This window comes from Pseudomonas putida, from assembly GCA_041071465.1.
Taxonomy (GTDB): Bacteria; Pseudomonadota; Gammaproteobacteria; order Pseudomonadales; family Pseudomonadaceae; genus Aquipseudomonas; species Aquipseudomonas putida_P.
The window spans coordinates 4,924,012-4,947,930 of record CP163498.1 but is presented as its reverse complement, the minus strand read 5'-3'; the positions used below and the strand labels follow the sequence as shown (position 1 = coordinate 4,947,930).

Below are 23,919 nucleotides of genomic sequence, written 5' to 3'. Positions count from 1 at the left end.
AAAAAAGCATCACCTTACTGATGACATTTCTCCGCTACTGCGTGGAAAAGTTATCCTGCAAACCCCTCCAGTAGGAACCTTTTCACTTCGCTGGAACAAAGCTCGGGGTCCTCTTGCATGAAGCAGTGCCCACCGGGTACCTGGTGGCCGGTCACCTGCGGGTTGATTGCCAGCAGCCGCTGTACCGAGTGCGGTACGAAGGGGTAGGTACGTTCGCCATACATCACCCGCGTGGGGGTATTGATCGCCGCCAGGCTTGCCCACATGCGCTTGGGGAACGAACTGAAAATTTCCACTTCACGGCTGGGCCGGCACTTGAGCACCACTGCCTCGCCACAATCGCCGATGGCATGCTCGACATAGGCCTGCAACGCCGCATCGGTCCAGCCTTTGAAAATGCCACGCCCCTGCAGCGAAGCCAGCGCGGCTTCGCGATCGGGCCAGTGGCTGCGGCGGCTGGCAGCCTTGCGCGCAAGCGCATGGCGCTGATGCAGACCAACCAGGGCTGCCGCCCCCATCACGCCAATCATGCGTCGGCTGAACAGCACCGGGTCGAGCAGCACGGCACGTGCAAACAGTTGCGGCTCGCTGGCCAGGATCAGCCCGGTAAGTACGCCACCGAAGCTGTGCCCTACAGCAAATCGAGGTACGTCGCCGTACTCGCCACGCCCTTCCTCAAACGCTTCAACGGCTAGCGCAGCGGTACGGTTCCAACCACGAAACACCCCTCCGTGGTCACTGTCACCATGCCCTTGGACATCGCAAAGCCACAGGTCGAAATGCTCACTCAAGCGCATCAACAACGGCTGGTAGGCCAGGCAACAGAAGCCATTGCCGTGCAGGAAATGCAGCAACGGCTTGCCGCTGGCCGGGGTACGCCAGCCACGCAGGGTGAAGCCTTCGGCACATTCGTGGGACCAGGGGATCAACTCCATCAGTTGGCTGTACTCGCGAGGCTAGGAAAACGCTGATTCTACAAACAGCAGTGGGTACAGTGAAATCACCAGCAACACGGCCATCAGGACATTGAACAGCATCAGCCAGCGCGGGTTCTGCAACAAGTTGCGCAACGCGCTGCCGAACATCACCCACACACCGACGCTGGGCAGGTTGACCAATGCAAACAAGGCGGCGATGACGATCACGTTGGTCACATAGCCTTGCGCCGGCGTGTAGGTGGTAATCGCCCCTACCGCCATCACCCAGGCCTTGGGATTGACCCACTGGAACGCCGCCGCGCCCCAGAAGCCCAGCGGTTTGCGGGCACTGGAAGAGGCCGTCCCGACCGGCCCGGAGGTGGCAATCTTCCAGGCCAGGAACAGCAAGTAGGCCGCGCCTGTATAGCGCAGCACCGTGTACAACGGCGGCCAGGCCTTGAACACCTCGCCCAGGCCCAGGCCTACGGCCAGCACCATGACCATGAACCCGACGCTGATGCCCAGGGCATGGGGGATCGAGCGGCGCACGCCGAAGTTCACCCCCGACGCCAGCAACATCGTGTTGTTGGGCCCAGGGGTGATGGAAGACACGAAAGCAAATAGCACGAAGGCAGTCAGCAGGTCGGCAGAGGCAAGCATGGCGGGCATTCCACTTTCTTCTTAGGTACTGTCACACTACCGGAGTCGCCCTACCCTGCGACCGATACAGTTACATTAAATTATTTAGATACACACCACTGTACCTCTAACCCGGATCAAGGAAGCCGTCACCATGAGCCTCATCATTCGCCCTGCCGTTCGCACCGATGCCGAGCAGATCCTGGCCTTCATCACTGAACTTGCCGATTACGAGCGCGCACGCCACGAGGTGGTCGCCACCTTGGCGGATATCGAGCACAGCCTGTTCGATGAGGGCAGCACAGTGCACAGCCTGATCTGCGAGCGTGATGGCCGGGCGATTGGTTTTGCCGTGTATTTCTACAGCTACTCGACCTGGCTCGGGCGCAATGGCATTTACCTGGAAGACTTGTATGTGACACCCGAGCAACGTGGCGATGGCGCCGGGCGGCAACTGCTGCAGCACATTGCCCGCGAGGCGGTGGCGAACCAGTGCGGGCGCCTGGAATGGAGCGTGCTGGACTGGAACGAGCCTGCGATCGGTTTCTATCAGAAGCTGGGGGCCGAGGCGCAGGATGAGTGGGTGCGCTACCGCTTGGACGGGAGAAGCTGGCGGCATTCGCCCAAGGTTGATCACGCGGGTTACCCGGACGGTGCTGTGACAATCCTGCCAATGAGGATTATTCTTCCAAGGTATGTCCCACCGCCCCAATATGTGAGCGCCGAATATGAAAATCGATGACATGGACGCCTTCGTGGCGGTCATCCGTTGCCAGTCGACCAACCTCGCCGCCGAGGCCCTGCAGCTGACTCAACCGGCCATCACCCGCCGCGTACAGAACTTCGAAGAAGACCTGGGCGCCACCCTGCTCGACCGCAACACCAAGCCTCTCAAACCGACCCCCATGGGGCTGCGCGTGTACGAACAGTGCAAAGCCATTTTGCGCGAGATCGACTCGCTGCGCGAGCTGGTGGCCAACGACGGAGCGCCTTCCGGGACCCTGCGGCTGGGCGTGCCGCAAACCCTGGGTGATGTGGTGCTGCTCGATGCCCTGGCGCAAATCCGCGAAACCTACCCGGACCTGCGCACCCAGGTCACCAGCGGCTGGGGCAGCAGCCTGATCGCGCGCATGGAAAATGGCGAACTCGACGCTGCCGCTGCGCTGTTCCCGCCGGGCAAGATCTTCCCCGAGGGCATCGCCAGCCAGTCGATCGCACGCATGCCACTGCGGGTAGTTGCAGCCAAAGGCAGCACCGGCAAGCGCAGCCTCAAGCTCAAGGACTGCTACACCCGTGGCTGGGTGCTCAACCCCGATGGCTGCGGCTTCCGCGCGGGGCTGCAGCGCGCCCTGAGTGAACAGGGGCTGAGCTTGTCGATCAACCTGGAGACCTTTGGTACCGAGTTGCAATTGGGGCTGGTGGCCAATGGGCAGGGGCTTGGCCTCGTGCCTGAGCCGTTGTTGCAGAACAGCCGCCATCGGGACGCGCTGGATGTGGTCAATGTAACGGACTTCAAGCCCCAGGTGGATTTGTGGCTGTTCCACCCGCGCTACCTGGGCAACCTGCAGGAGCCGGTGGAGCTGTTTGGCCGGGTGGCCGGGCAACAGTTGTGTGGGTGAGCGTAAAAACGTGGCGCAGTTCACTGCCTAGGAGACGCCTCATGTTCCCGATGGGCTGCAATGCAGCCCCATTAAATACCAGTCTTGCATAACAACTAACAACTTTAATTCAGACAACTGATAATTAGCATAGAACAAAAAAGACTTTTACAGCCTTCACCCATACGAATACGGTCTTAGAAACCCACCGTGTTCCAGGGATGAATACCCATGAGTCCCCCCCTTCCGCCAGCGCACTAGCCGAACTCACCCAGGCCCTGGCCAGCAATGCCGAGCGCTACGACCGCAGCGGCCAGTTCCCCGTCGACAACTTCACCCTGCTGCACCGCCACGGCCTGCTGAGTTTCACCGTGCCGCGCGCCCTGGGCGGTGGCGGGGCCGACCTGGCCAGCGCACGCCTGGTGATCACCGCCGTCGGCAAAGGCTGCCCGTCCACCGCATTGATCCTGGTGATGCAGTACCTGCAGCACTTGCGCCTACAGGACGAAGATCGCTGGCCCGAGCACCTGCGCCTGCAAGTGGCACGCGACGCGGTGGCCAACGGCGCGCTGATCAACGCCTTTCGCGTCGAGCCGGAACTGGGCACACCGGCACGCGGTGGCTTGCCGGCGACCACCGCTCGGCGCACCGCCGAGGGCTGGCGGTTGTCCGGGCGCAAAATCTACTCCACCGGCAGCCATGGCCTGAGCTGGTACCTGGTGTGGGCCCGCAGCGACGACCAGGACCCCCTCGTAGGCGGCTTCCTGGTACACAAGGACACCCCTGGCATCCGTATCGTCGAAGACTGGGACCACCTGGGCATGCGTGCCACCTGCAGCCATGAAGTGCAGTTCGACGAGGTGCTGATCCCGTTGGAGCATGCCGTCAGCGTCAGCCCGGCCAGCGCACCACGCCCCGAACTCGACAGCACCGGCCTGCTGTGGATGGCAGTGTTGCTGCCTGCACTGTACGACGGTGTGGCCCAGGCCGCACGTGACTGGCTGGTGCAGTTCCTGAACCAGCGGGCGCCGTCCAACCTGGGGGCACCGCTGGCCAGCCTGGCGCGTTTCCAGGACGTGGTCGGACGCATCGACACGCTGCTGTTCGCCAACCAGAGCCTGCTGAACGCCGCCGTCAGCGGGCAGACCGAGCCGCGCCATGCCGGGCAACTCAAGCACCTGGTCAGCCGCAATGCCATCCAGGCTGTGGAGCTGGCCATCGAGGCTGCCGGTAACCCTGGCCTGTCACGGCGCAACCCGTTGGAGCGGCACTATCGCGATGTGCTGTGCAGCCGCATCCACACCCCCCAGGATGACGTAGTACTTGGCCAGGTCGGCCGTGCAGCCTTGGCGGAGGTGGCAGCATGAGCCACTCGATCATCGCCAGCCAGCTGGACGCCCAGGCTAACCAGTACCTGCGCGATCAGTTGCCTGACCACGAGGTGGTCGATATCGCACCCACCCAGTTGCAGCTGGACATCCCTGCCGACGTCTTCATCCTGCGCCCGGTCAATGTACGCGGTAACCGAGTGGATTCCCCGCCCGCCGGCTGGCCGTGGCAATTGCGCTGGGTGCAGGTGGTGTCCTCGGGCATCGACTTCTACCCCGACTGGGTGTTCCAGGGCCCGCCGGTCACCAGTGGACGCGGCGCCAATGCCGAGCAGGTGGCCGAGTTTGCCTTGGCTCTGGTGCTCGCTGCCGCCAAGCAGCTACCGGGCCTGTGGGTCAAAGACGCCGACTGGCGCCTGACCCCGCTGGCCCCGGTACGTGGCCGTACCCTGGGCATATTCGGCTTCGGCAGCATCGGCCAGAGCCTGGCGCGCAAGGCAAATGCCCTGGGCATGCAGGTACTGGCGCTGAATCGCCCAGGCCAACCCATTGCCGAGGTGCCGGGCGTACAGCGCGTCGACAACCTGCAGCAGCTGTTTGCCGGCAGCGATCACCTGGTCATCGCCGCCCCGCTCACCCCTGCCACCCGTGGCCTGATCGACCACCAGGTACTGGCCCAGGCCAAGCCCGGCCTGCACCTGATCAACATCGCCCGTGGCGGGCTGCTGAACCAGCAAGCCCTGCTCGATGCCCTGGACAGTGGCCTGATCGCCCGCGCCAGCCTGGATGTCACCGAACCGGAGCCGCTACCGACGGGGCACCCGCTGTACCAGCACCCGCGAGTATTCCTGTCGCCGCATACCTCGGCGATTTCCGAGGACGGCTACCCGGCCTTGCTCGACGCATTTCTCGACAACTTCGCCCGCTACCGCGAACAGGCACCGCTGCACAACCTGGTCGATACCCAGCGCGGCTACTGAACCGACACTTTTGGAGAACACCATGACTGCATTGTCTGTCATCGCCCCCCAGGAAAACACCGTGCGCCAACGGGTCAGCGCCGAAGAATGGGAGGTGCGAGTAAAGCTGGCTGCGGCCTATCGCCTGGCTGCCCTGTTCCGCTGGACCGACCATATCTACACACACTTCTCGGCACGCGTGCCTGGGCCCGACGAACACTTTCTGATCAACGCCTTCGGCCTGCTGTTCGACGAGATCACCGCCTCCAACCTGGTGAAGGTCGATGTAGATGGCACGATCATCGATGATCCCCTGGGCCTGGGCATCAACCAGGCCGGCTATGTGATTCACAGCGCCATTCACCGTGCGCGGCCCGACCTCAAGGCCGTGCTGCACACCCACACGCGTGATGGCGCAGCAGTGTCGGCACAACGCGATGGCCTGCTGCCAATCTCGCAGCATGCCCTGGCCTACTACAGCCGCGTGGTGTACCACGACTACGAAGGCGTCGCCCTGGACCTGGACGAGCAGCAGCGGCTGGTGGCCAACCTGGGCGACAGCAATATCCTGATCCTGCGCAACCATGGCCTGCTGACCGGGGGAATCAGCGTCGAGCATGCCTTCCGCGAGCTGCACGGGCTGGAGCGGGCCTGCAACATCCAGGTGGCGGCGCAGGCAGGGGGCAACGACCAACTGCTGTACGCGGCGCCGGCAGCAATTGCCAAGGTGCATGAGCAGTCGAAGCGGTTTTCCGATGGGCTGGGGGAAGGGATCCAGCGGCATTGGGATGCGCTGATACGCCAGCTGGATCGGGAGGGACTGGATTACCAGAACTGACCGCGTTCTTGTGGCCTGTACCGACCTCCGCCGCGGCTGAGTTTCAAGGCCGTATCGACTCCATTTGCAGCACAACCCGCAGGTATTCCGATGAGCAAACGACAGATCCGCCTGGGCGCCATGATCCATGGCGTCGGCCACGGCTGGGGCGAATGGCGCCACCCCGATGCATTGGCCGATGCCAGTGTCAATTTCGGTTTCTACAAACATCAGGCAAAACTGGCGGAGGCGGCAACGTTCGACTTCGCCTTCATTGCCGACAGCCTGCACATCCACGCCCGCTCCAGCCCTCACTACCTCAACCGTTTCGAGCCGCTGACCATCCTCTCGGCGCTGGCTACGGTAACCGAACACATCGGCCTGGTGGCCACGGTCACGGTCAGCTACACCGAGCCCTTCCAGGTAGCACGTCAGTTCGCCTCGCTGGACCTGATCAGCGGTGGGCGCGCGGGCTGGAACGTGGTGACTTCCTGGCTTTCCGGTACTGCTGACAACTTCGGCAAGGCTGAACACCCGCCGCATGCCGTGCGCTACCGAATTGCGCGCGAGCACGTAGAGGTGGTCAAAGGGCTGTGGGACTCCTGGGAAGACGACGCCTTTACCCGCGACAAGCAAAGCGGACAGTTCTTCGACCCGGCCAAACTGCACACCCTCGGCCACCAGGGTGAGTTCTTCAAGGTCAAGGGCCCGCTGAACATCCAGCGCTCGCCCCAGGGCCAGCCACTGATCTTCCAGGCAGGCGTGTCGGAAGAGGGTCGCAACTTCGCCGCGCAAAACGCCGACGCCATCTTCGTCAACCCGGAATCGTTCGACGATGCCCACGCTTACTATCAGGACCTCAAGCAGCGTGCCGCGCGCCATGGCCGTGATCCGGATGCATTGTTCATCCTGCCCGGCATACGCCCGATCGTCGGCCGCGACGCCGAGGAGGTCGAACAGCGTTATCAGCAAGCCGTGGACCTGGTAAGCATCGAAGATGCCCTGGTTGCGCTTGGCCGGCCGTTCAACGACTACGACTTCAGCCACCATGACTTGGACGCGCCCTTCCCCGACCTCGGCACGCTGGGCAATGACAGCCACAAGGGCACCTCGGACCAACTCAAGCAGCTGGCCCGTGATGAAGGCCTGACCTTGCGCGAGCTGGCGCTGCGTTTCTCGCGTCCACGCCGGGACTTCGTCGGTACCCCGGAACAGGTTGGCGATGCCCTGCAGCACTGGTTCGAAAACGGCGCGGCCGACGGTTTCATCATCAACTCGCTGCTACCCGACGGCCTGCAGTATTTCACCGAGCAGGTGGTGCCGCTGCTGCAAGCGCGAGGCCTGGTACGCCAGACGTATGCCGGTACAACCCTGCGAGACCATTTCGGCCTCGACGTGCCGGAAAACCGCAACACACTGCGCCGCACCCAGACAGCGGTTGCCTGAGCCCATCACGACAAGGAGTTCTGTTCCATGAGCCTCGAATTCATCGGCCTCATCGGCCCGCAGGAAAGCAGCGAGTCACAGGCAGCACGCGGCCCGCTGGTCGACCTGGAGTTCATCAAAGCCTTCTCCCAGGCCCAAGAGTATGGTGGCTTTGACAAAGCGCTGCTGGCAGTCAATACCAGCGCGCCGGATTCGTTGATTCTGGCCAGCTATGTGGCCGCCCTCACCGAGCGCATCGGCCTGCTGGTAGCCCACCGCCCTGGCTTCCAGGCCCCGACCTTCGCCGCCCGCCAGTTCGCCACCCTTGACCAGCTGAGCCATGGCCGTGCCTCGATCAACGTCATTACCGGCGGCGACAGCGGCGACCTGCAGCGCGATGGCGACTTCCTGGACAAGGATGCCCGTTATGCGCGCACCGACGAATACCTGCAGGTACTGCGTGACACCTGGACTCGCCATGAACCGTTCGACCACCAGGGCACACATTACCGCGTCGAAGACAACCTGACCCTGGTCAAGCCAGTGCAGCATTTGCCGATCTATTTCTCTGGCGCCTCTGATGCGGCCGTCGAAGTGGCCGCCAAACACGCCGATGTGTACATGATGTGGGGCGAACCGCTGGAACAGGTACGCGAACGCATCGCCAAAGTGCGCAAGGCCGCCGCCCGCTACGGACGCGAAAAGCATATTCGCTTCAGCCTGTCGTTGCGGCCGATTCTGGGCGCTACCGAGGCCGAGGCCTGGGGCCGTGCCGAGCGCATTCTGGCCGACGCCCAGGCGCGGATCGGCATCCACCAGGGCAACCGCCGCGAGAAGAACTTCGGCAAGAGCAATGCCGGCTCTGAGCGTCTGGTGCAGCTGGCCAGCCAGCGCAAAGTGCATGACACCCGGCTGTGGACCGAGATTGCCGCGCTGGGTGGCGGTGCCGGTAACTCTACGTCGCTGGTGGGGACTGCAGAGCAGGTGGCAGAGGCCGCATTGGCTTACTACAAGCTTGGGGTGAGCACTTTCCTGTTCCGCGGTTTTGACCAATTGCGTGATGCGGTCGAGTACGGGCAGGACCTGATCCCGCGCATTCGCGCGCTGGTAGCCCAGCGTGAGTCTGGCCGCGATGTTCGAACTGCGTAGATTTCTGCGGTACGGCTGCAGGGATAGCGCCGTCCGGCAGGAACCCGCGCAAGCCTGAAATGGGTGGAAGGCAGATGCACCCACAGATTGACGCCAAGCCCGCCCCATGCTCTCCTTATGCCTCACGTTCAGGTGCCCCCGTAGGGGGTGAAACGGGAAACCGGTGCGTCGCAGGCCCTCCAGCAGGGCCGGACAATGCCGGTGCTGCCCCCGCAACGGTAAGCGAGTGAAGCGTCTGTACCACTGTGCCTCGTAGTACGGCATGGGAAGGTGACGTGTTCCAGGAGCCCTGCTCTTCCTCGCAAGCCCGGAGACCGGCCTGGCGTTCATGAACACCCCGCGGTGGGCGGGCGCTGTTGCATTCCCCTGGGCGACCCCGCCCGGGGCTGCCGCGCTCGCCCGTTGCTCACTAAAAAGCAGAGGAACGCGTCATGCCCGTCACCAGCGCCAAGCAGCACAGCCTTGCCACACCCGTCACCCTCAGCCAGCGCGTAGTCATCGCCGTCGGCGCCAGCCTGTTGGGCCTGTGCCTGGTGTACTTCGCCGGCTTCTCGCACATCGAGGCCGTGCACAACGCCGCCCACGACACCCGCCACAGCGCCGCCTTCCCCTGCCACTGAGTACGCCTGATGATCACGCGCATTGCCCGTACTGCGGGTTTCAGCGGGTTGCTTGCGGCCCTGTTGCTGACCTTGCTGCAAAGCTTTTGGGTCGCCCCGCTGATTCTCGAAGCGGAAACCTACGAGTCCTCGGCCCCGGCCGCCCAACACGAACATGGCGGCAATGAGGGCGCTCATGAACACAGCGCCGAAGCCTGGTCACCAGAAGACGGCTGGCAGCGCGTGCTGTCCACCACCGGTGGCAACCTGGTGGTGGCGGTGGGCTTTGCCCTGATCCTCGCCGCACTGTATGGCCTGCGCGAGCCGAAGCGCGTCAGCACTGGCGCCTTGTGGGGCCTGGCCGGTTTCGCCGTGTTCTGTCTGGCCCCAACGTTGGGGTTGCCACCGGAACTGCCCGGCACTGCTGCCGCCGACCTGGGGCAACGCCAGGCCTGGTGGATTGGCACGGCCAGCGCCACCGCCCTTGGCCTGGCCTTGCTGGTGTTCGCCCGCCACTGGCTGCTGAAGGCGCTGGGCGCCGTGCTGCTGGTTATCCCCCATGTGATCGGTGCGCCACAGCCTGAAGTCCATGAAAGCCTGGCCCCCGAAGCACTGGAGACGCAGTTCAAGATGGCCTCCTGGCTGACCAACGCTGCCTTCTGGGTGGCGTTGGGCCTGCTCAGTGCGTGGCTGTTCCGCCGCTCCAGCGAGGCCTGATGCCGGCTTTCTACGCTGGCTTCGGCTGCCGCCGGGGTTGCCCGGCGGATACCCTGCAAACCCTGCTGCACCAAGCCCTGGCTAGCCAGGGCCTGGCGCTTTCCGACCTGCGCGGCATTGCCAGCATCAACCTCAAGGCCGACGAAGCCGGCCTGCAGCAACTGGCCGCACGCCTGGCCTTGCCCTTGGTGCTGTACCATAGCGCGCAACTCCAAGCCTATGAGCCGTTGCTCAGCCACCGCTCGGCCACCGCCTATGCCCACAGCGGCTGTTGGGGCGTGGCCGAGAGTGCGGCACTGGCCCTGGCCAGCCAACAACTGGGCACGGCTAGGTTGCTGCTGCCACGCAAGGTACTAGGCCCGGCGACCCTCGCCCTGGCCGGCTGACGTTTCATACCCTATTTCTTGCAAGGACTTTCCATGACCGTCTACTTCATCGGCGCCGGCCCTGGCGACCCAGAACTGATCACGGTCAAGGGCCAACGGCTGATTCGCCAATGCCCGGTGATCATTTATGCCGGCTCACTGGTGCCCGCTGCCGTGCTCGAAGGCCATCAGGCCGAGGCCGTGATCAACAGCGCCGAACTGCATCTGGAGCAGATTATCGCGGCCATGCAAAGCGCACACGAACGGGGGCTGGATGTAGCCCGCGTACATAGCGGCGACCCCAGCTTGTACGGCGCCATCGGCGAGCAGATCCGCCACCTGCAAGCACTGGGCATCGATTACCAGATCATCCCGGGAGTGACTGCCACGGCGGCCAGCGCTGCCCTGCTCGGCTGCGAACTGACTTTGCCTCAAGTGGCGCAGACCGTGATCCTCACCCGCTATGGCGACAGCTCGCCCATGCCGCCTGGCGAGCAACTGGGCGACCTGGCGCGCCACGGCAGCACGCTGGCGATTCACCTGGGGGTCAAACACCTTTCGCGCATTGTCGATGAGCTGCTGCCGCACTACGGCGCACACTGCCCGGTAGCGGTGGTGCATCGCGCCACCTGGCCAGACCAGGACTGGGTACGCGGCAACCTCGGCGATATCGTCGAACGCGTGGCAAGCAAGGGCTTTCGGCGCACGGCGCTGATCCTGGTAGGCCACGTTCTGGGGGATACGCCATTCGCCGAATCGGCCTTGTACCGTGCCGGGCACGCCCACCTGTATCGCCCTGGCGACTGAACATTGCCAGCCTTGCCTCGGGCATAGCAGACTGCCGGTTCCCGCCTGCGAACAGGAGCCCTGCCCATGCTGGAATTACGCCCCAACTGCGAGTGCTGCGATACCGACCTGAGGGGTGACAACCCCGACGTTATGATCTGCTCTTTCGAATGCACATTCTGCCGTAGCTGTGCCGAAACCCGCTTCCAAGGCCGTTGCCCAAATTGCACCGGTCAGCTGGTGGCCCGCCCGACGCGGGTCGGCCAGGCATTGACCAACAACCCCGCTTCCACCCTGCGCGTAAACAAATCGCACGCTGCCTGCGCCTGAACCACCGCAAATAACCGACATCACTGCCTTGTCAGCAGTGATGTCTTTCTTGTTTTTTGTAGGGTTTTTCAACAGCAGGCACGGGAAATCTCAACACTTCTATACTCGGCATTACCAAACTTCGGGAATGGTCGTATCGTGCAGCGCTTCCGACAACCCCACTTGCAGACGTATTCCTGAGTGATCCAGGAAGCGGACCACATCCCTACAGGAGTTTTCCACATGACAACCGTGCTGATCGTCGACGACCACCCCATCGTCCGGCTGTCGCTGCGCCTACTGCTCGAACGCGAGCGCTTCCATGTAGTCGGCGAAGTTGGCGATGGCAGTGAAGTGGCGCAGGAGGCTCGCAGGCTGCGCCCGGACGTGGTCATTCTCGATATCGGCCTGCCTGGCCTGGACGGCATGGAAGTCATCAAGCGCCTGCAGTGTCTGGAGCCGGCGCCGAAGATCATGGTGCTGACTGGCCAGGCCACCGACCTGTATGTGCGCCGCTGCCTGGATGCCGGGATCGGCGCCTTCGTCACCAAGGAAGAGGACCACGAAGCGCTGCTGTTTGCCCTCAAGGCCCTGGTCAAGGGCTATTCAACCTTTCCACAGATGTCGGTCAACAGCAATTCGCTGGAAAGCGAGCCAGTACGCCTGGCCAGCCTCTCCAACCGCGAAATGGAAGTATTGCGGCGCCTGGCGCGCGGTGAAAACAACAAGAATATCGGCACCTGCATGAACCTCAGCGCCAAGACCATCAGCACGTATCGGGGCCGAATCATGGAAAAGCTCAAGACTGAATCACTGGTTGAAATGGTCGACCTGGCCAAGCGTAACAGCGTCCTTTGAGCACCCGACTACCATGAAGCAGCTGCTGGCGAGCGCCCTTTTGGCCATCGGCCTGGCCAACGCTAGTGCGCTGCTGGCCAGCAGCGAACCCCGCCAACTGCTGGCCCGCTCGGTCAGCGCCGCCGCCCCGCTAACGCTGTCCGCCGACGACCGCCACTGGCTACAACAACGTCAACGCCTGGTACTGGGCACTTCGCGCCCCGACTACCCGCCGTTTGAAATCAATGTCAGCCAACAAGACTATGAGGGCCTGAGCGCCGACTACGCCGGCATCATCGGCGAACAGCTTGGCATAGCCATCGAAGTACGTCGCTTCGACAGCCGCCACGAGGCAATCACCGCCTTGCGTGATGGCCGCATCGACCTGCTCGGCAGCTCCAACGGCTTCGAGGCGGCAGATGCTCAGCTCAGCCTCAGTACCCCCTACGCTGACGACCTGCCGGTGATCGTCACCCGAGAAGGGCGCAGCTTGAAAAGCACGCCCGACCTCGCCGGCATGCGCCTGGCCATGGTTGATCACTACTTGCCAGCCAGCAGCGTACGCAGCCTCTACCCCAAGGCACAGTTGAGCCTGTACCGTTCCACGCTGGCCGGGCTTGCGGCGGTCGAGCTGGGTGAGGCAGACGCCTACCTGGGCGATGCCCTCAGCACCGATTTCAGTATCGGGAAAAGCTTTCAGGGCGCGTTGAAAGTCGACCATTTTTCCCATGTACCCCCCGAGGTCTTCGCCTTCGCCGTGGCCAACGACCACTCGCGCTTGCTGCAACTGGTCGACAAGGCGCTGGCGCGCATCAGCGAAAGCGAGCGCCTGAACATTCTGCGCCCCTGGAGCAGCGGCAACACCAGCCTGCTACTGCAGCGTCACCTGAGCGCCCTCAGTGCCGAAGAACAAGCCTGGATCGCCGAGCACCCCACCGTTAACGTGTTGATCAATACTTCGCTGGCGCCACTGACTTTCAACGACGCCCAGCATCACCCCAGCGGCATTACTCTCGACCTGCTCAAGCAGATCGGGTTGCGTACAGGGCTGCACTTCAACCCCATCGAAAGCACGTCGGCCTACGCCATGGTTGAACGCCTGAAGCGAGGCGATGCACTGATGATCGGTGCCCTCGGCTATGGCGCGGAGCGCGTGAAGCAACTGCGCTTTACCCGCCCCTACCTGGTCAGCCCACGGGTGCTGGTCACCCGCAGCGACCAGGCATCGCCTGTACAGGCCATGGCCTCGAACGGCCAGCGCATTGCCCTGGTGCGCGGCTCACCGCAGCGGGCCATGTTGCAGCAACGCTACCCGCAGGCCAGCCTGATCGAAGTGGACAACCCGCTCGGCCTGATGGAGGCGGTGGTCAATGGCAACGCCGACGCGGCACTGAGCAACCAAATCAATGCGGCCTACTACATCAGCCACGTGTTCAAGGGCCGCTTGCGCATCGCCAGCGTGCTCGACGACCAACCGGCCATTGCCGCATTCGCCGTCGCCGCCGACCAGCCCCAGCTTCAAGCCATCCTCGACAAGGCACTGCTGAGCATTCCGCCCGAAGAGCTTGACCAACTGATCAACCGCTGGCGCACCAGCACCCTGGTCAGTGACAGCCCATGGCGCGACTACCGCACCCTGGCCTTGCAGGTGCTGGTGTTGTCGGCCCTGCTGCTGGCCGGGGTGGTGTTCTGGAACAGCTACCTGCGCAAACTGATCAACCAGCGTACCGATGCTCAGCACGCGCTGCAGGCACAGCTGGCGCTGAGCCGCGGGCTGCTTGAACAGCTGCGCCAGGCCAAGGATGACGCCGAACAGGCCAGCCAGACCAAAAGCACCTTCCTGGCCACCATGAGCCATGAAATCCGTACCCCGATGAATGCCGTGATCGGTCTGCTGGAAATGGCGTTGGTGGACAGCCGCGGCGGCCGGTGTGACACCCAGACCTTGCAAACCGCACACGATTCGGCCATTGGCCTGCTCGAGCTGATTGGCGATGTCCTCGACATTTCCCGTATCGAATCCGGGCATATCAGCCTGCAGCCAGTGCCCACCGACCTCGTGGAGCTGGTGCGCTCCACGCTGCGGGTGTTCGAAGGCAATGCACGGGCCAAAAGCCTGCATCTGCACGGCGAAATGCCCGCAGAACCGGTCTGGGTGCTGGCTGATCCGCTGCGGCTCAAGCAGATTCTGTCCAACCTTATCAGCAACGCCATCAAGTTCACCAACCGTGGTGAAGTGCAGGCGAGCCTGCTGTTGCCCAACGTTGCCGACCACGGCATGCTGGCCATCACACTGAATGTGCGCGACACAGGCATCGGCATCAGCCCCGCCGACCAGGCCCGGCTGTTCAATGCCTTCGTTCAGGCCGAGGGCCCAAGAACCCGCCAGGGTGCAGGCCTGGGGTTGGTCATCAGCCGTACCCTGGTCGAATTGATGGGCGGCGCCTTGACCCTGCAGAGCGTCGAGGGCGTCGGTACCCGGGTCCAAGTCAACCTGCAACTGCCCACCTGCACTGCACCGACACAGGCCGAACGGGACCTGCCGGCACAAGAGAGCAGCAGTGGCCCGCTGAATATTCTGGTGGTCGACGACTACCCTGCCAACTTGTTGTTGCTGGAGCGACAACTGAATACCTTGGGCCATCGCGTGACCTTGGCGGAGAATGGCGAAATCGCCCTGGCACACTGGCAGGCCGCGCGCTTCGACCTGGTGATTACCGATTGCAGCATGCCGGTCATGGACGGCCACGAACTCACCCGGCGCATTCGCGCCCTGGAGGGTGAACGCGACCTGCCTGCAAGCCGGATTATTGGCGTGACCGCCAACGCCCAGGCCGAGGAGCGTGCCCGCTGCCTGGCCAGCGGCATGGACGAATGCCTGTTCAAACCGATTGGCCTGCGTGCACTCAAGAACCATCTCCCACAAGTCCACCCTCAACAGCAGTCGCCGACACCACGCCACACCGGGTTCGACCTGGCCGAATTGCGCCACCTGACCCAGGGCGACGAACAGTTGACGCGGCATTTGCTCGAACAACTGTCGATCAGCGTGGGAGAAGACCTGGCCGCCTTGAGCGCACTGGCTGACGACGCACCTGATGAGGCTGTGCACACCCTGGCCCATCGCATCAAGGGCGGCGCCAAGATGATCAGGGTGCGCACCGTAGTCAACGACTGCGAAGCCATCGAACGCGCCCACGCACAGGGCTTACCGACTGTCGAACAGCGCGCGCAACTGCAAACCAGCCTGCAGGCATTGCTTGACGAGATGCGCGATGCGCTCAATGCAATTGCAGCGTCGAGCTGATCTGGCTGATGGCATCCACGACGTGCCGCGAGCCTTGCTGAATTTCCATGATTACCGTACCGGCCTCATTGGCCAATGCCACGCCGTGACCGGTGCGGTTCAGGCTCGACTGCATGCTGGCCACGGCCAATAGCGACAGGTCGTGGTTCTGCCGAACCACATCGACAATTTCCAGGGTGGCCTTGCTGGTTCGCGCGGCCAGGCTTCGCACCTCGTCCGCCACCACGGCAAAGCCGCGCCCGTGCTCGCCGGCACGGGCTGCCTCGATCGCTGCATTAAGGGCCAACAGGTTGGTCTGATCGGCAATGCCGCGAATGGTCAGCACGATCTGCCCGATCACATCCGACTGCTTGCTCACCGCATCGATGCTGCGCGCGGCGTCGTTCAGTTCCTGGGAAATCTGCTCGATCACCTGCACCGTCTGCTGCACCACTTCGGTACCCTTGCGCGCGCAGGCGTCGGTCTGCACCGAACTGGCATGGGCAGCGTCTGCAGCGCTTTGCTGGGTGCAGACCTGGTGGGTGATGTCGCTGGCGAACTTGACCACTTTGTACAGGCGGCCCTTGCTGTCGAAGATCGGGTTGTAGGACGCTTCGAGGTACACGGTCTGGCCTTGCTTGTTGACGCGCTCGAAGCGGTGCGAGTGGTACTCGCCACGGTTCAGCGAAGCCCAGAACCCACGGTACTCGGCCGACTCACGTTCATGCGCCAGGCAGAACAGCCCATGGTGGCGGCCAACCACTTCGTCGAGGCGGTAGCCCATGGTGTCGAGGAAGTTCTGGTTGGCCTTGATCACCCGGCCTTGCGGGGTGAACTCGATCACTGCCATGGAACGGCTGATGGCCTTGAGCAGGCTTTCGCTTTCGTGCTCCAGCACCACCCGCTGGCTGATGTCGGATGCCACCTTGATCACGCTGGTGACTTGGCGCTGCTCATCCAGTACCGGCATGTAGCTGGCTTCCAGCCAGACCTCGCGGCCGGCCTTGTCGATGCGCTCAAAAGTACCGCTGATGGCTTTGCCCTGCCCGAGTTCGCGCCACAGTTGCTGGTACTCGGCGCTTTTGGCGTAGTCCGGCTCACAGAACAGCCGGTGGTGCTTGCCCCGCAGTTCATCGACGCTGTAGCCCATGGCCTGACAGAAACGCTCGTTGGCATCAAGGATGGTGCCATCGGGGGCGAACTCGATCATCGCCATCGACCGGCTGATTGCCGCCAGTTTGGCTTGTGCATTGGCCAATGCCTGTTGGCTGCGCTGGATTTCTACCAAATCAGATTTGCGATGGAAATCGAACATGACGCCGGGCTCCTTTTTGCGCGGTGTCCTGAGCATAGATCGCCGTTAGCGCCGTGCAAGCACAGTGCTATCACTTTGTGATTACTACATTCTCATGACTTGGCAGTTGATTCAGAGGCTGGCGGGTTCCCGTCGGAGCCGCCTTGCCAGCTCTTGAATCAGGAGCTTTCCCGCACCATCAGCTCGAAGCCCAGGTCCTGCTGTGCATGCGTCACCCGCTTGCCATCGAGCAACGCCAACAGCGCCTGCGCCGCGCCCCGACCAACGGCAGCCCGTGGTGTGCGAATCGAGGTCAGCCGCGGCACCATGTGCGCCGAAGCTGGCAGGTCGTTGAACCCCACCATCGCCACCTGGCGTGGCACCTCCACCCCTTGGCGCAAGGCCTGTAGCACCGCGCCCTGGGCCAAGTCGTCATTACAGAAGAAGATACCGTCGACATCCGGCGCCTGTTGCATCAGCTGACTGAACAGCGCGCTGCCCAAGGCAATCGATGAAGGCTCCGGCGCCAACACTTCCAGCTCGGCGGCCTGCAGGCCGGCTTCGGCCAACGCTTGGCGGAAGCCCTCGGCACGCTGCATCACCCGAGGGTCGAGCTGCGCAGCAATGAATCCCAGGCGCTTGCACCCACGCTCGATCAAGTGCCGGGCCGCAGCGCGCCCGGCCTGCTGCTGCGAGAAACCGACCGACAACGCGCCTGGCTCACCGTTAAGCTCCATCATGTGCACGCACGGCACGCCGCTGGCAGCCAGCATCTGCCGTGCGGCATCGCTACGCTCGAAACCGGTCAGCAGCATGCCGCAGGGCTGGTACGCCAAGTAATTGCGGATCAGGTTCTCTTCTTCGGCAAGGTCGTAGTGATAGTTGCCGATCAGCACCTCGAGCCCACGCGGGCGCATGACCTCGTGGATGGCCTCCAGGGTGTCGATGAACAGCTGGTTTGACAGTGACGGGATCAACACCACCACCGACTGGCTGCGCGCCGAGGCCAGCGCCCGGGCCGCCGGGTTGGCCACATAGCCGAGGTTCGCTGCTGCGGCGACGACCTTTTCCACCAGTTCTGGCGCAACCGTGCTGACCCCGCGCAACGCGCGCGAAGCGGTAATCGGGGAAACCCCGGAAAGCCTGGCAACTTCAGCCAGGGTGGGACGACCTGTAGTGCGGGAGCCGATGCGGGACATGGATGTTGTAATTTTACTACTTGCAAGGATAGGGAACGGCCACTAAGGTAGCGCTGTCTCAGGACGCAGGCAATGTAATCTTTGGTAGCAGCCACCACGCGTGTGCCGCCAGGCGTCCATACTGCGTAAGGACAAGACCAATAACACCGGGGAGGTGGCTGCTCGTCAACAGCGAGACAGCGCTATCTCACCCCGCAGGAGGTACTGATGAATTCTCCCCTGTCCGCCATTGTGGTGATGGGCGTGGCCGGTTGCGGCAAGAGCTGCATCGGCGCCGCCATCGCTGCCAGAAGCGGCGGCCGCCTGATAGAAGGCGACGCTTTCCACCCTGCCGAAAACATCCGCAAGATGAGCGCTGGCATCCCGCTGGACGACAGCGATCGTGCCGGATGGCTGGTGCGCCTTGGCGAAGAGCTGCAAACCACCACCCAGGCGGGTGAGCGCCCGATCCTGACGTGCTCGGCACTCAAGCGCCGCTACCGCGACACCCTGCGCGATGCCATGCCTGGGCTGGTGTTCGTGTTCCTCGAACTGACGCCTGCCGAGGCCGAAAAACGCGTGCTGGCCCGCCCCGGGCACTTCATGCCGGCCAGCCTCATCGACAGCCAGTTCGCTACCCTGGAGTCGCCACGCGGCGAGCCACTGACGCTGGCACTGGACGCCACCCAACCCATCGAAGCATTGGCCGAAGCGGTGGACCGCTGGCTAAAGCGCTGCGGTGAGCCGGGCCTGGCGCAGACCGCCTGACCCTGGCGGTTTTTCCGTCTCACCCAAGACAGCGCTACCCTGCCCCGTGAATGCGGGAAAAGATCCAAAAAGCTACGCCCAAAACAACGATAAGACCGAGGCCTTCACACCATGTTCGGACTGGCTACTGATACCTTCCTGCTGCTCGACGCGCTGGTTACCATCGTCGGGCTGATCCTGCTGATCACCCACTTCAAGGTCCACCCCTTCGTCGCCCTCACCCTCGCGGCTGGCTTCCTTGGCTTGACCTCCGGCATGCCCGTGGCCAAGGTCATGAAATCGTTCCAGGACGGCTTTGGCGGCGTGCTCGGCTTTGTCGGTATCGTGCTCGCCCTGGGCACCATGCTCGGCAAGCTGATGGCCGACTCCGGGGGCGCCGACCAGATCGCGCAAACCCTCATCCGCGCCTTCGGCAAGAAGAACGTGCACTGGGCGATGATGTTCGCCGCGTTCCTGGTGGGCATCCCGCTGTTCTTCGAAATCGGCTTCGTGCTGCTGATCCCACTGGTGTTCATCGTCGCCAGGCGCTCCGGGGTGTCGCTGGTGAAAATCGGCATTCCGCTACTGGCCGGCCTGTCGGTTGTGCACGGCCTGGTGCCGCCGCACCCAGGCCCATTGCTGGCGATCGGCATTTTCCACGCCGATATCGGCAAAACCATCTTCTATGGCCTGATCGTTGCGTTGCCCACCGCGATCATCGCCGGTCCGCTGTTCGGTAACTTCATTTCCCGCTACATACCGGGTAGCCCGTCGCAGGAGCTGATGGACCAGATCGCCAAGGAGTCCGACCAGGGCAACCTGCCAAGCTTCAGCATCACCCTGATCACCGTACTGCTGCCGGTGGCGCTGATGTTGCTGAAAACCTTTGCCGACGTGGTGCTACCCGCCGAGCACATCGTGCGCCAGTGGATGGACCTGATCGGCCACCCGATCACCGCCCTGCTCGCCGCCCTGCTGCTGGCCTTCTATACCTTCGGCTCAGCCCGCGGTTTCAACCGCCAGCAGATCATGAAAATGCTCGACCAGAGCCTGGCACCGACCGCCGCCATCGTACTGATCGTAGGCGCTGGCGGTGGGTTCAAGCAGATGCTGGTGGACACCGGCGTGGGCAATGTAATCGGGCAAATGGCCGTGCAGGCAGAAATTTCACCGATCATGCTGGCTTGGCTGGTAGCCGCGGTGATCCGCATCGCCACAGGCTCCGCTACCGTCGCCACCATCACCGGTGCAGGTATCGTCGCACCGGTGATCGACCTGGTACCTGGGGTGAACCGTGAGCTGTTGGTACTGGCTACCGGTGCTGGCTCGCTGATTTTGTCGCATGTGAACGACGCCGGCTTCTGGCTGGTGAAGCAATACTTCAACATGACCGTGGCAGAAACCTTCAAGACCTGGAGCATGATGGAGACGATCCTGTCCATCGTCGGCATCATCTTCATCATGTTGCTGTCGCTGGTGGTGTAACCGTTGATCGGGGCCATGGCACTAGGATGCTTTGGGTAGGGCCGAAGGAAAACATGAGACCCACCCGAAGCAAAGGAGCCTGCCATGCCCCGTTCAAGCATCCTGCTGATTGCCCTGCTCGCCTCGCCATTGGCCCTGGCCGCCGGCACTGGCCCGACTTACCCCGACGACCCGCACAACCCGGCGCCACGGCCGGGCGTGGACAGCACCCTCAACCCGATCGAGAAACCCATGCCACGGGATACCGACCCGCGCATTCAGGGTAACGACCCGCAAAGCCCGCCGGCGAAGCAGAACGACAACCGCGACCTCCCGGGTATGGATGGGAGTGGTTCGGAGGGGACCGGTCATCAGGGCAATAGCGGCACGAGCACAGGTAACCCCTGATGACGCGGGCCGGTTGAAATCTGGGCCTTGCGCGGCCCTTTCGCCGCACAAGGCCGCTCTCACCAGTGCCTCGCATGGCCATGATTACCACTGACGCTTGTCAGGCCGGGTCAATCCCAGTTTCTCGATCCGGTAACGCAGCATGTCCCGCGACAGCCCAAGCATTCGTGCTGACTTGGTCACATTCCAGTCAGTGCGGTCCAGGGTCTTGCACACCAGGTCACGTTCCATGTCCGGCAGGCTGGTACCGGGCTCCGGCTCGTGTCGCGGCATTTCGAACATCACCGGCGCTGGCTGCTGCACCAATGGCTCGTCAATCAACGTCATGCACAGGTTCAGCTGATGCGCCTGCACCACCTCGTTCGGCGCCAGCAACACGGTCTGCTCCAGCATGTTGCGCAATTCGCGCACATTACCGGGCCAGCTGTAACCAAGCATCAAGCTTTCTGCTTCGGCAGAAAAACGCAGGTTCGGCTTGCCATACCGCCGGCCATGGTGGGCCAGAAAATGCCTTGCCAGTAACAGAATGTCCTGCCCACGGGCATACAGGCGCGGCACCTTCAGGGCGATGATACGCAGACGGAAGAACAGGTCGCGGCGAAACTTGCCCTGCTGCACCATCTGCTCCAGGTTGCAGTTGGTAGCGCTGATCACCCGCAGGTCGACCTTGCGCTCCTTCACTGCACCAATCCGTCGGATGCTTCGATCTTCCAGCAACTTGAGCAGCTTGGCCTGCAGCACCAGGTCCATCTCGCCGATCTCGTCAAGGAACAAGGTGCCGCCATCGGCAGCCTCTACCAGGCCCACCCGGCGCTCCTTGGCATCGGTGAACGCGCCCTTCTCGTGGCCGAACAGTTCAGCCTCCAGCAGGTTGGCAGGGATCGAGGCGCAATTGAACTCGATGAACGGCCCTTTGCTGCGCGAGCCGTCAAAATGCAGGGCACGGGCCACCAGCTCCTTGCCGGTGCCGGTCTCGCCTTCGACCAGCACTGGTGGCAGGTCGTCGCTGGCCATGCGCCGTTCGGCATCGAGCACCTGGCGCAGGGTGTGCTTGAGCGTGAGCATCACCGGCGACTCGCCAATCAGCGCCTGCAGCCCGGACTTCTGCGCCTCGCGTTCCTGGTAGAACGACAGCGTGCGCTCCATGCGCTCGGCGGCCAGGGCCTTGTCCAGGGTCAGCTTGAGCTCGGCCAGTACCACAGGCTTGGTCAGGTAATGGAACGCGCCCTCCTTCATCGCCTGCACGGCATCTTCGACATTGCCGTAGCCGGTCATCATGATCACTTTCAAGTCCGCCACCTGTGCCACCAGGGTACGCAGCAGGTCATGCCCGCTCATGCCCGGCAGCGAGTTGTCGGTCAGCACCGCATCGGGCTGGGCCCGCTTGATCTGCTCCAGCGCCAGCTCCGCGCTGTGGCAAACGGTAACCTCGTAGCCCTTGAGGCTGAGGTAGGTGCGAATGTTGTCGGCGAGGATTTCATCATCCTCGACTACCAGGATGCTGTGCTCCATGGTCCCCTCCCGCTGCGATATTGAATGTAAGGCTGACGCGGGTTCCTTCCTCTTCGCGGCTGCTCAGGCTGACCGAGCCGCCAAAACGTTCCATGATGCGCTTGACCAGGGCCAGGCCTACACCGAGGCCACCCTGCTTGGTGGTGAAGAACGGCTTGAACACCATCCGTTCCTGTTGTTGGCTCATGCCCTTGCCAGTGTCGGTGAGCACGAACTCGGCACGCTGGCCCTCCTGCACATTGACCTGCGCAGTCAGCATGCCACCCGCTGGCATGGCCTCCAGGGCATTGGAGAACAGGCTATTGAGAATCTGCGTGAGCTGTAGCGGCTGGCTGGCCACCCACTGCGCGTCAGGCCCTTCGAAATGGAACCGCACACCATTGCGCTCGATCTGCTGGACGAATGCCAGATGGGTATCCTCGATGGCCGCTACGAGGTCCACAGCCTCGGCCTCGTCGCTGACCGGGCGCAACGACACCAGCAGGTCACGCACCCAGCGCGACATGCGGTCCACCTGGCTGATGATGTCGGTGATGTTCTTCTGCGCTGCGGGGTTGGCGATTTCCTGGGCCAGCTCGGCGCTGGAACGGATATTGGCCAGCGGGTTGCGCAAGCTGTGGGCCACCGCCGAGGACATCTCGCCCAACGCCACGTAGGTTTCGCTGGCCACCAGCCGGTCTTGCTGCAGGTGCAGCATCTGCGCCGCTCGGCGCACGATCCAGAACAGCCCGAAATAGATCAGCGCCCCGCCCACCAGGGTCGAGGCCCAGATCAGCACATAGCCGCGCTGGATGCGCCGAATCAGGTCCTGCGGCTCCTTGTAGATTTCCACCATGGCCAGCACCTGCTCGCCCTGGCTGTCGAACAGCGGGATGTAGTTCTCGATAAACAGGTAGCGCGGTTCACGCTGAAACTTCTGCTCTTCGCGATCATCCTCGGCCTTGTGGTAGCTGGCCGACACGGCCTTGCGTGAGCGGAATGCACGGTCGAGGTCGCCATCGGCTTCTATCCGCTTGCCGATCAGCTCGACATTGGTGGACCAGACAATGGTGCGGTCGCGGGCATAGACATTGGCCAGCAAGGTGTCCGGTAGGTGCTCGACATGGTCAAGGAACTCGACCCGGGTCGCTTCGGCCAGCGCCGGGGTGAATTGCAGGTGCTGCAAGTCCAGGCGCGGGTCCAGCAACTCGCCCATGGTAGTACCCGGCGGTAGTTGCGAATGGCGCACCTCGGCTTGTGCCATGGCCTGAATGAACTGCGCGGTCAGCATGGCATCGCGTTGCACGCTGTCGCGCACCACGAAGCGCGTCGAAACGTAGCCCAGCCCACCCGCCACCGAGGCAATGATGAGCAGGCTGATGACCGAAAACCAGCGCAGCAGGTTGAATTCACGCAAAGGAACGGCCAGACCGCTGGCGGTCGCATTGGCCTTGTCGGGCGCTTCGTTTTCCAGCATCTGCATCGCGTGGTTCCCGCGCAGGGCGTCCGTTCAGAATTGCATCAAGGCCAATGACCGTAGTCACCGATTTGCAATCCACCTGGGCAGCCGCAGCTGCCATTTGTCGCGTGTTGCGCTCCACAGATC

At 63.0% G+C, this 23,919-nt stretch carries 22 protein-coding genes, 1 pseudogene and 1 riboswitch; of the genes and pseudogenes, 17 read left to right on the top strand and 6 right to left on the bottom strand.

What is annotated here, in order from left to right; translation table 11 throughout:
* Positions 1-50: 50 nt before the first annotated feature.
* Both AB5975_22785 and AB5975_22780 read right to left on the bottom strand, forming a co-directional pair.
* Positions 51-935, bottom strand: a complete 885-nt coding sequence (locus AB5975_22785; GenBank protein XDR19330.1) for an alpha/beta fold hydrolase — start codon at positions 933-935, stop codon at positions 51-53.
* Between the two features lie 21 nt (positions 936-956).
* Positions 957-1,586 (bottom strand): LysE family translocator, encoded by a 630-nt coding sequence (locus AB5975_22780; protein XDR19329.1) that lies wholly within the window; start codon positions 1,584-1,586, stop codon positions 957-959.
* Between the two features lie 124 nt (positions 1,587-1,710).
* Here AB5975_22780 and AB5975_22775 point away from each other — a divergent pair.
* From AB5975_22775 to AB5975_22710, 14 genes and pseudogenes are all read left to right on the top strand, one after another.
* Positions 1,711-2,189, top strand: a pseudogene (locus AB5975_22775) (N-acetyltransferase family protein).
* A gap of 95 nt (positions 2,190-2,284) precedes the next feature.
* The gene (locus AB5975_22770; GenBank protein ID XDR19328.1) at positions 2,285-3,175 is read left to right on the top strand and encodes a LysR family transcriptional regulator; all 891 of its coding nucleotides are present in this window, start codon (positions 2,285-2,287) and stop codon (positions 3,173-3,175) included.
* Positions 3,176-3,375: 200 nt separating this feature from the next.
* A complete protein-coding gene (locus AB5975_22765; GenBank protein ID XDR19327.1) occupies positions 3,376-4,521 on the top strand; it encodes an acyl-CoA dehydrogenase family protein in 1,146 nt (381 codons plus the stop codon).
* On the top strand, positions 4,518-5,462 hold the full coding sequence (locus tag AB5975_22760) for a D-isomer specific 2-hydroxyacid dehydrogenase family protein (GenBank protein ID XDR19326.1): 945 nt from the start codon (positions 4,518-4,520) through the stop codon (positions 5,460-5,462). The genes AB5975_22765 and AB5975_22760 overlap by 4 nt, the downstream gene beginning before the upstream one ends.
* Positions 5,463-5,484: 22 nt before the next feature.
* Entirely contained in the window at positions 5,485-6,279 is a 795-nt protein-coding gene (locus AB5975_22755) for a class II aldolase/adducin family protein (GenBank protein XDR19325.1), read from the top strand.
* Between the two features lie 90 nt (positions 6,280-6,369).
* Positions 6,370-7,704 (top strand): LLM class flavin-dependent oxidoreductase, encoded by a 1,335-nt coding sequence (locus AB5975_22750; GenBank protein ID XDR19324.1) that lies wholly within the window; start codon positions 6,370-6,372, stop codon positions 7,702-7,704.
* A gap of 27 nt (positions 7,705-7,731) precedes the next feature.
* Positions 7,732-8,832 (top strand): LLM class flavin-dependent oxidoreductase, encoded by a 1,101-nt coding sequence (locus tag AB5975_22745; GenBank protein XDR19323.1) that lies wholly within the window; start codon positions 7,732-7,734, stop codon positions 8,830-8,832.
* Between the two features lie 113 nt (positions 8,833-8,945).
* A riboswitch (cobalamin riboswitch) is annotated at positions 8,946-9,170 on the top strand.
* A gap of 93 nt (positions 9,171-9,263) precedes the next feature.
* A complete protein-coding gene (locus AB5975_22740; GenBank protein XDR19322.1) occupies positions 9,264-9,452 on the top strand; it encodes a CbtB domain-containing protein in 189 nt (62 codons plus the stop codon).
* Between the two features lie 9 nt (positions 9,453-9,461).
* Positions 9,462-10,148 carry a CbtA family protein gene (locus tag AB5975_22735; protein XDR19321.1) on the top strand — a complete coding sequence of 229 codons (687 nt, stop codon included), beginning with the start codon at positions 9,462-9,464 and terminating at the stop codon, positions 10,146-10,148.
* Positions 10,148-10,534 carry a cobalamin biosynthesis protein gene (locus AB5975_22730; GenBank protein XDR19320.1) on the top strand — a complete coding sequence of 129 codons (387 nt, stop codon included), beginning with the start codon at positions 10,148-10,150 and terminating at the stop codon, positions 10,532-10,534. The genes AB5975_22735 and AB5975_22730 overlap by 1 nt, the downstream gene beginning before the upstream one ends.
* A gap of 33 nt (positions 10,535-10,567) precedes the next feature.
* Positions 10,568-11,320, top strand: a complete 753-nt coding sequence (gene cobM / locus AB5975_22725) for a precorrin-4 C(11)-methyltransferase (GenBank protein ID XDR19319.1) — start codon at positions 10,568-10,570, stop codon at positions 11,318-11,320.
* Between the two features lie 66 nt (positions 11,321-11,386).
* Complete coding sequence (locus AB5975_22720) at positions 11,387-11,629, top strand: DUF1272 domain-containing protein (protein XDR19318.1); 243 nt, start codon at positions 11,387-11,389, stop codon at positions 11,627-11,629.
* 222 nt (positions 11,630-11,851) lie between these two features.
* Positions 11,852-12,466, top strand: coding sequence for a response regulator (locus AB5975_22715; protein XDR19317.1), 615 nt, complete (start codon positions 11,852-11,854; stop codon positions 12,464-12,466).
* 13 nt (positions 12,467-12,479) lie between these two features.
* Positions 12,480-15,752 carry a transporter substrate-binding domain-containing protein gene (locus AB5975_22710; protein XDR19316.1) on the top strand — a complete coding sequence of 1,091 codons (3,273 nt, stop codon included), beginning with the start codon at positions 12,480-12,482 and terminating at the stop codon, positions 15,750-15,752.
* Here AB5975_22710 and AB5975_22705 read toward each other — a convergent pair.
* Both AB5975_22705 and AB5975_22700 read right to left on the bottom strand, forming a co-directional pair.
* Entirely contained in the window at positions 15,727-17,046 is a 1,320-nt protein-coding gene (locus AB5975_22705; GenBank protein XDR19315.1) for a PAS domain S-box protein, read from the bottom strand. The two genes, AB5975_22710 and AB5975_22705, sit on opposite strands and share 26 nt — an antisense overlap.
* 158 nt (positions 17,047-17,204) lie before the next feature.
* Entirely contained in the window at positions 17,205-18,224 is a 1,020-nt protein-coding gene (locus AB5975_22700; protein ID XDR19314.1) for a LacI family DNA-binding transcriptional regulator, read from the bottom strand.
* A 207-nt stretch (positions 18,225-18,431) separates the two neighbouring features.
* Here AB5975_22700 and AB5975_22695 point away from each other — a divergent pair, with 207 nt between their 5' ends.
* The 3 genes from AB5975_22695 to AB5975_22685 all read left to right on the top strand — a co-directional run bounded on the left by AB5975_22695 (position 18,432) and on the right by AB5975_22685 (position 20,822).
* The gene (locus AB5975_22695; protein XDR19313.1) at positions 18,432-18,971 is read left to right on the top strand and encodes a gluconokinase; all 540 of its coding nucleotides are present in this window, start codon (positions 18,432-18,434) and stop codon (positions 18,969-18,971) included.
* A gap of 111 nt (positions 18,972-19,082) precedes the next feature.
* Positions 19,083-20,435: a GntP family permease gene (locus AB5975_22690; GenBank protein XDR19312.1), complete on the top strand. Its 1,353-nt coding sequence runs from the start codon at positions 19,083-19,085 to the stop codon at positions 20,433-20,435.
* An 84-nt stretch (positions 20,436-20,519) separates the two neighbouring features.
* Positions 20,520-20,822 (top strand): hypothetical protein, encoded by a 303-nt coding sequence (locus tag AB5975_22685; protein ID XDR19311.1) that lies wholly within the window; start codon positions 20,520-20,522, stop codon positions 20,820-20,822.
* Positions 20,823-20,906: 84 nt separating this feature from the next.
* Here AB5975_22685 and AB5975_22680 read toward each other — a convergent pair whose 3' ends face one another.
* Together AB5975_22680 and AB5975_22675 are read right to left on the bottom strand one after the other, a co-directional pair.
* Positions 20,907-22,334: a sigma-54-dependent transcriptional regulator gene (locus AB5975_22680; GenBank protein ID XDR19310.1), complete on the bottom strand. Its 1,428-nt coding sequence runs from the start codon at positions 22,332-22,334 to the stop codon at positions 20,907-20,909.
* Positions 22,303-23,796: a sensor histidine kinase gene (locus tag AB5975_22675; GenBank protein ID XDR19309.1), complete on the bottom strand. Its 1,494-nt coding sequence runs from the start codon at positions 23,794-23,796 to the stop codon at positions 22,303-22,305. The genes AB5975_22680 and AB5975_22675 overlap by 32 nt, the downstream gene beginning before the upstream one ends.
* Positions 23,797-23,919 lie beyond the last annotated feature (123 nt).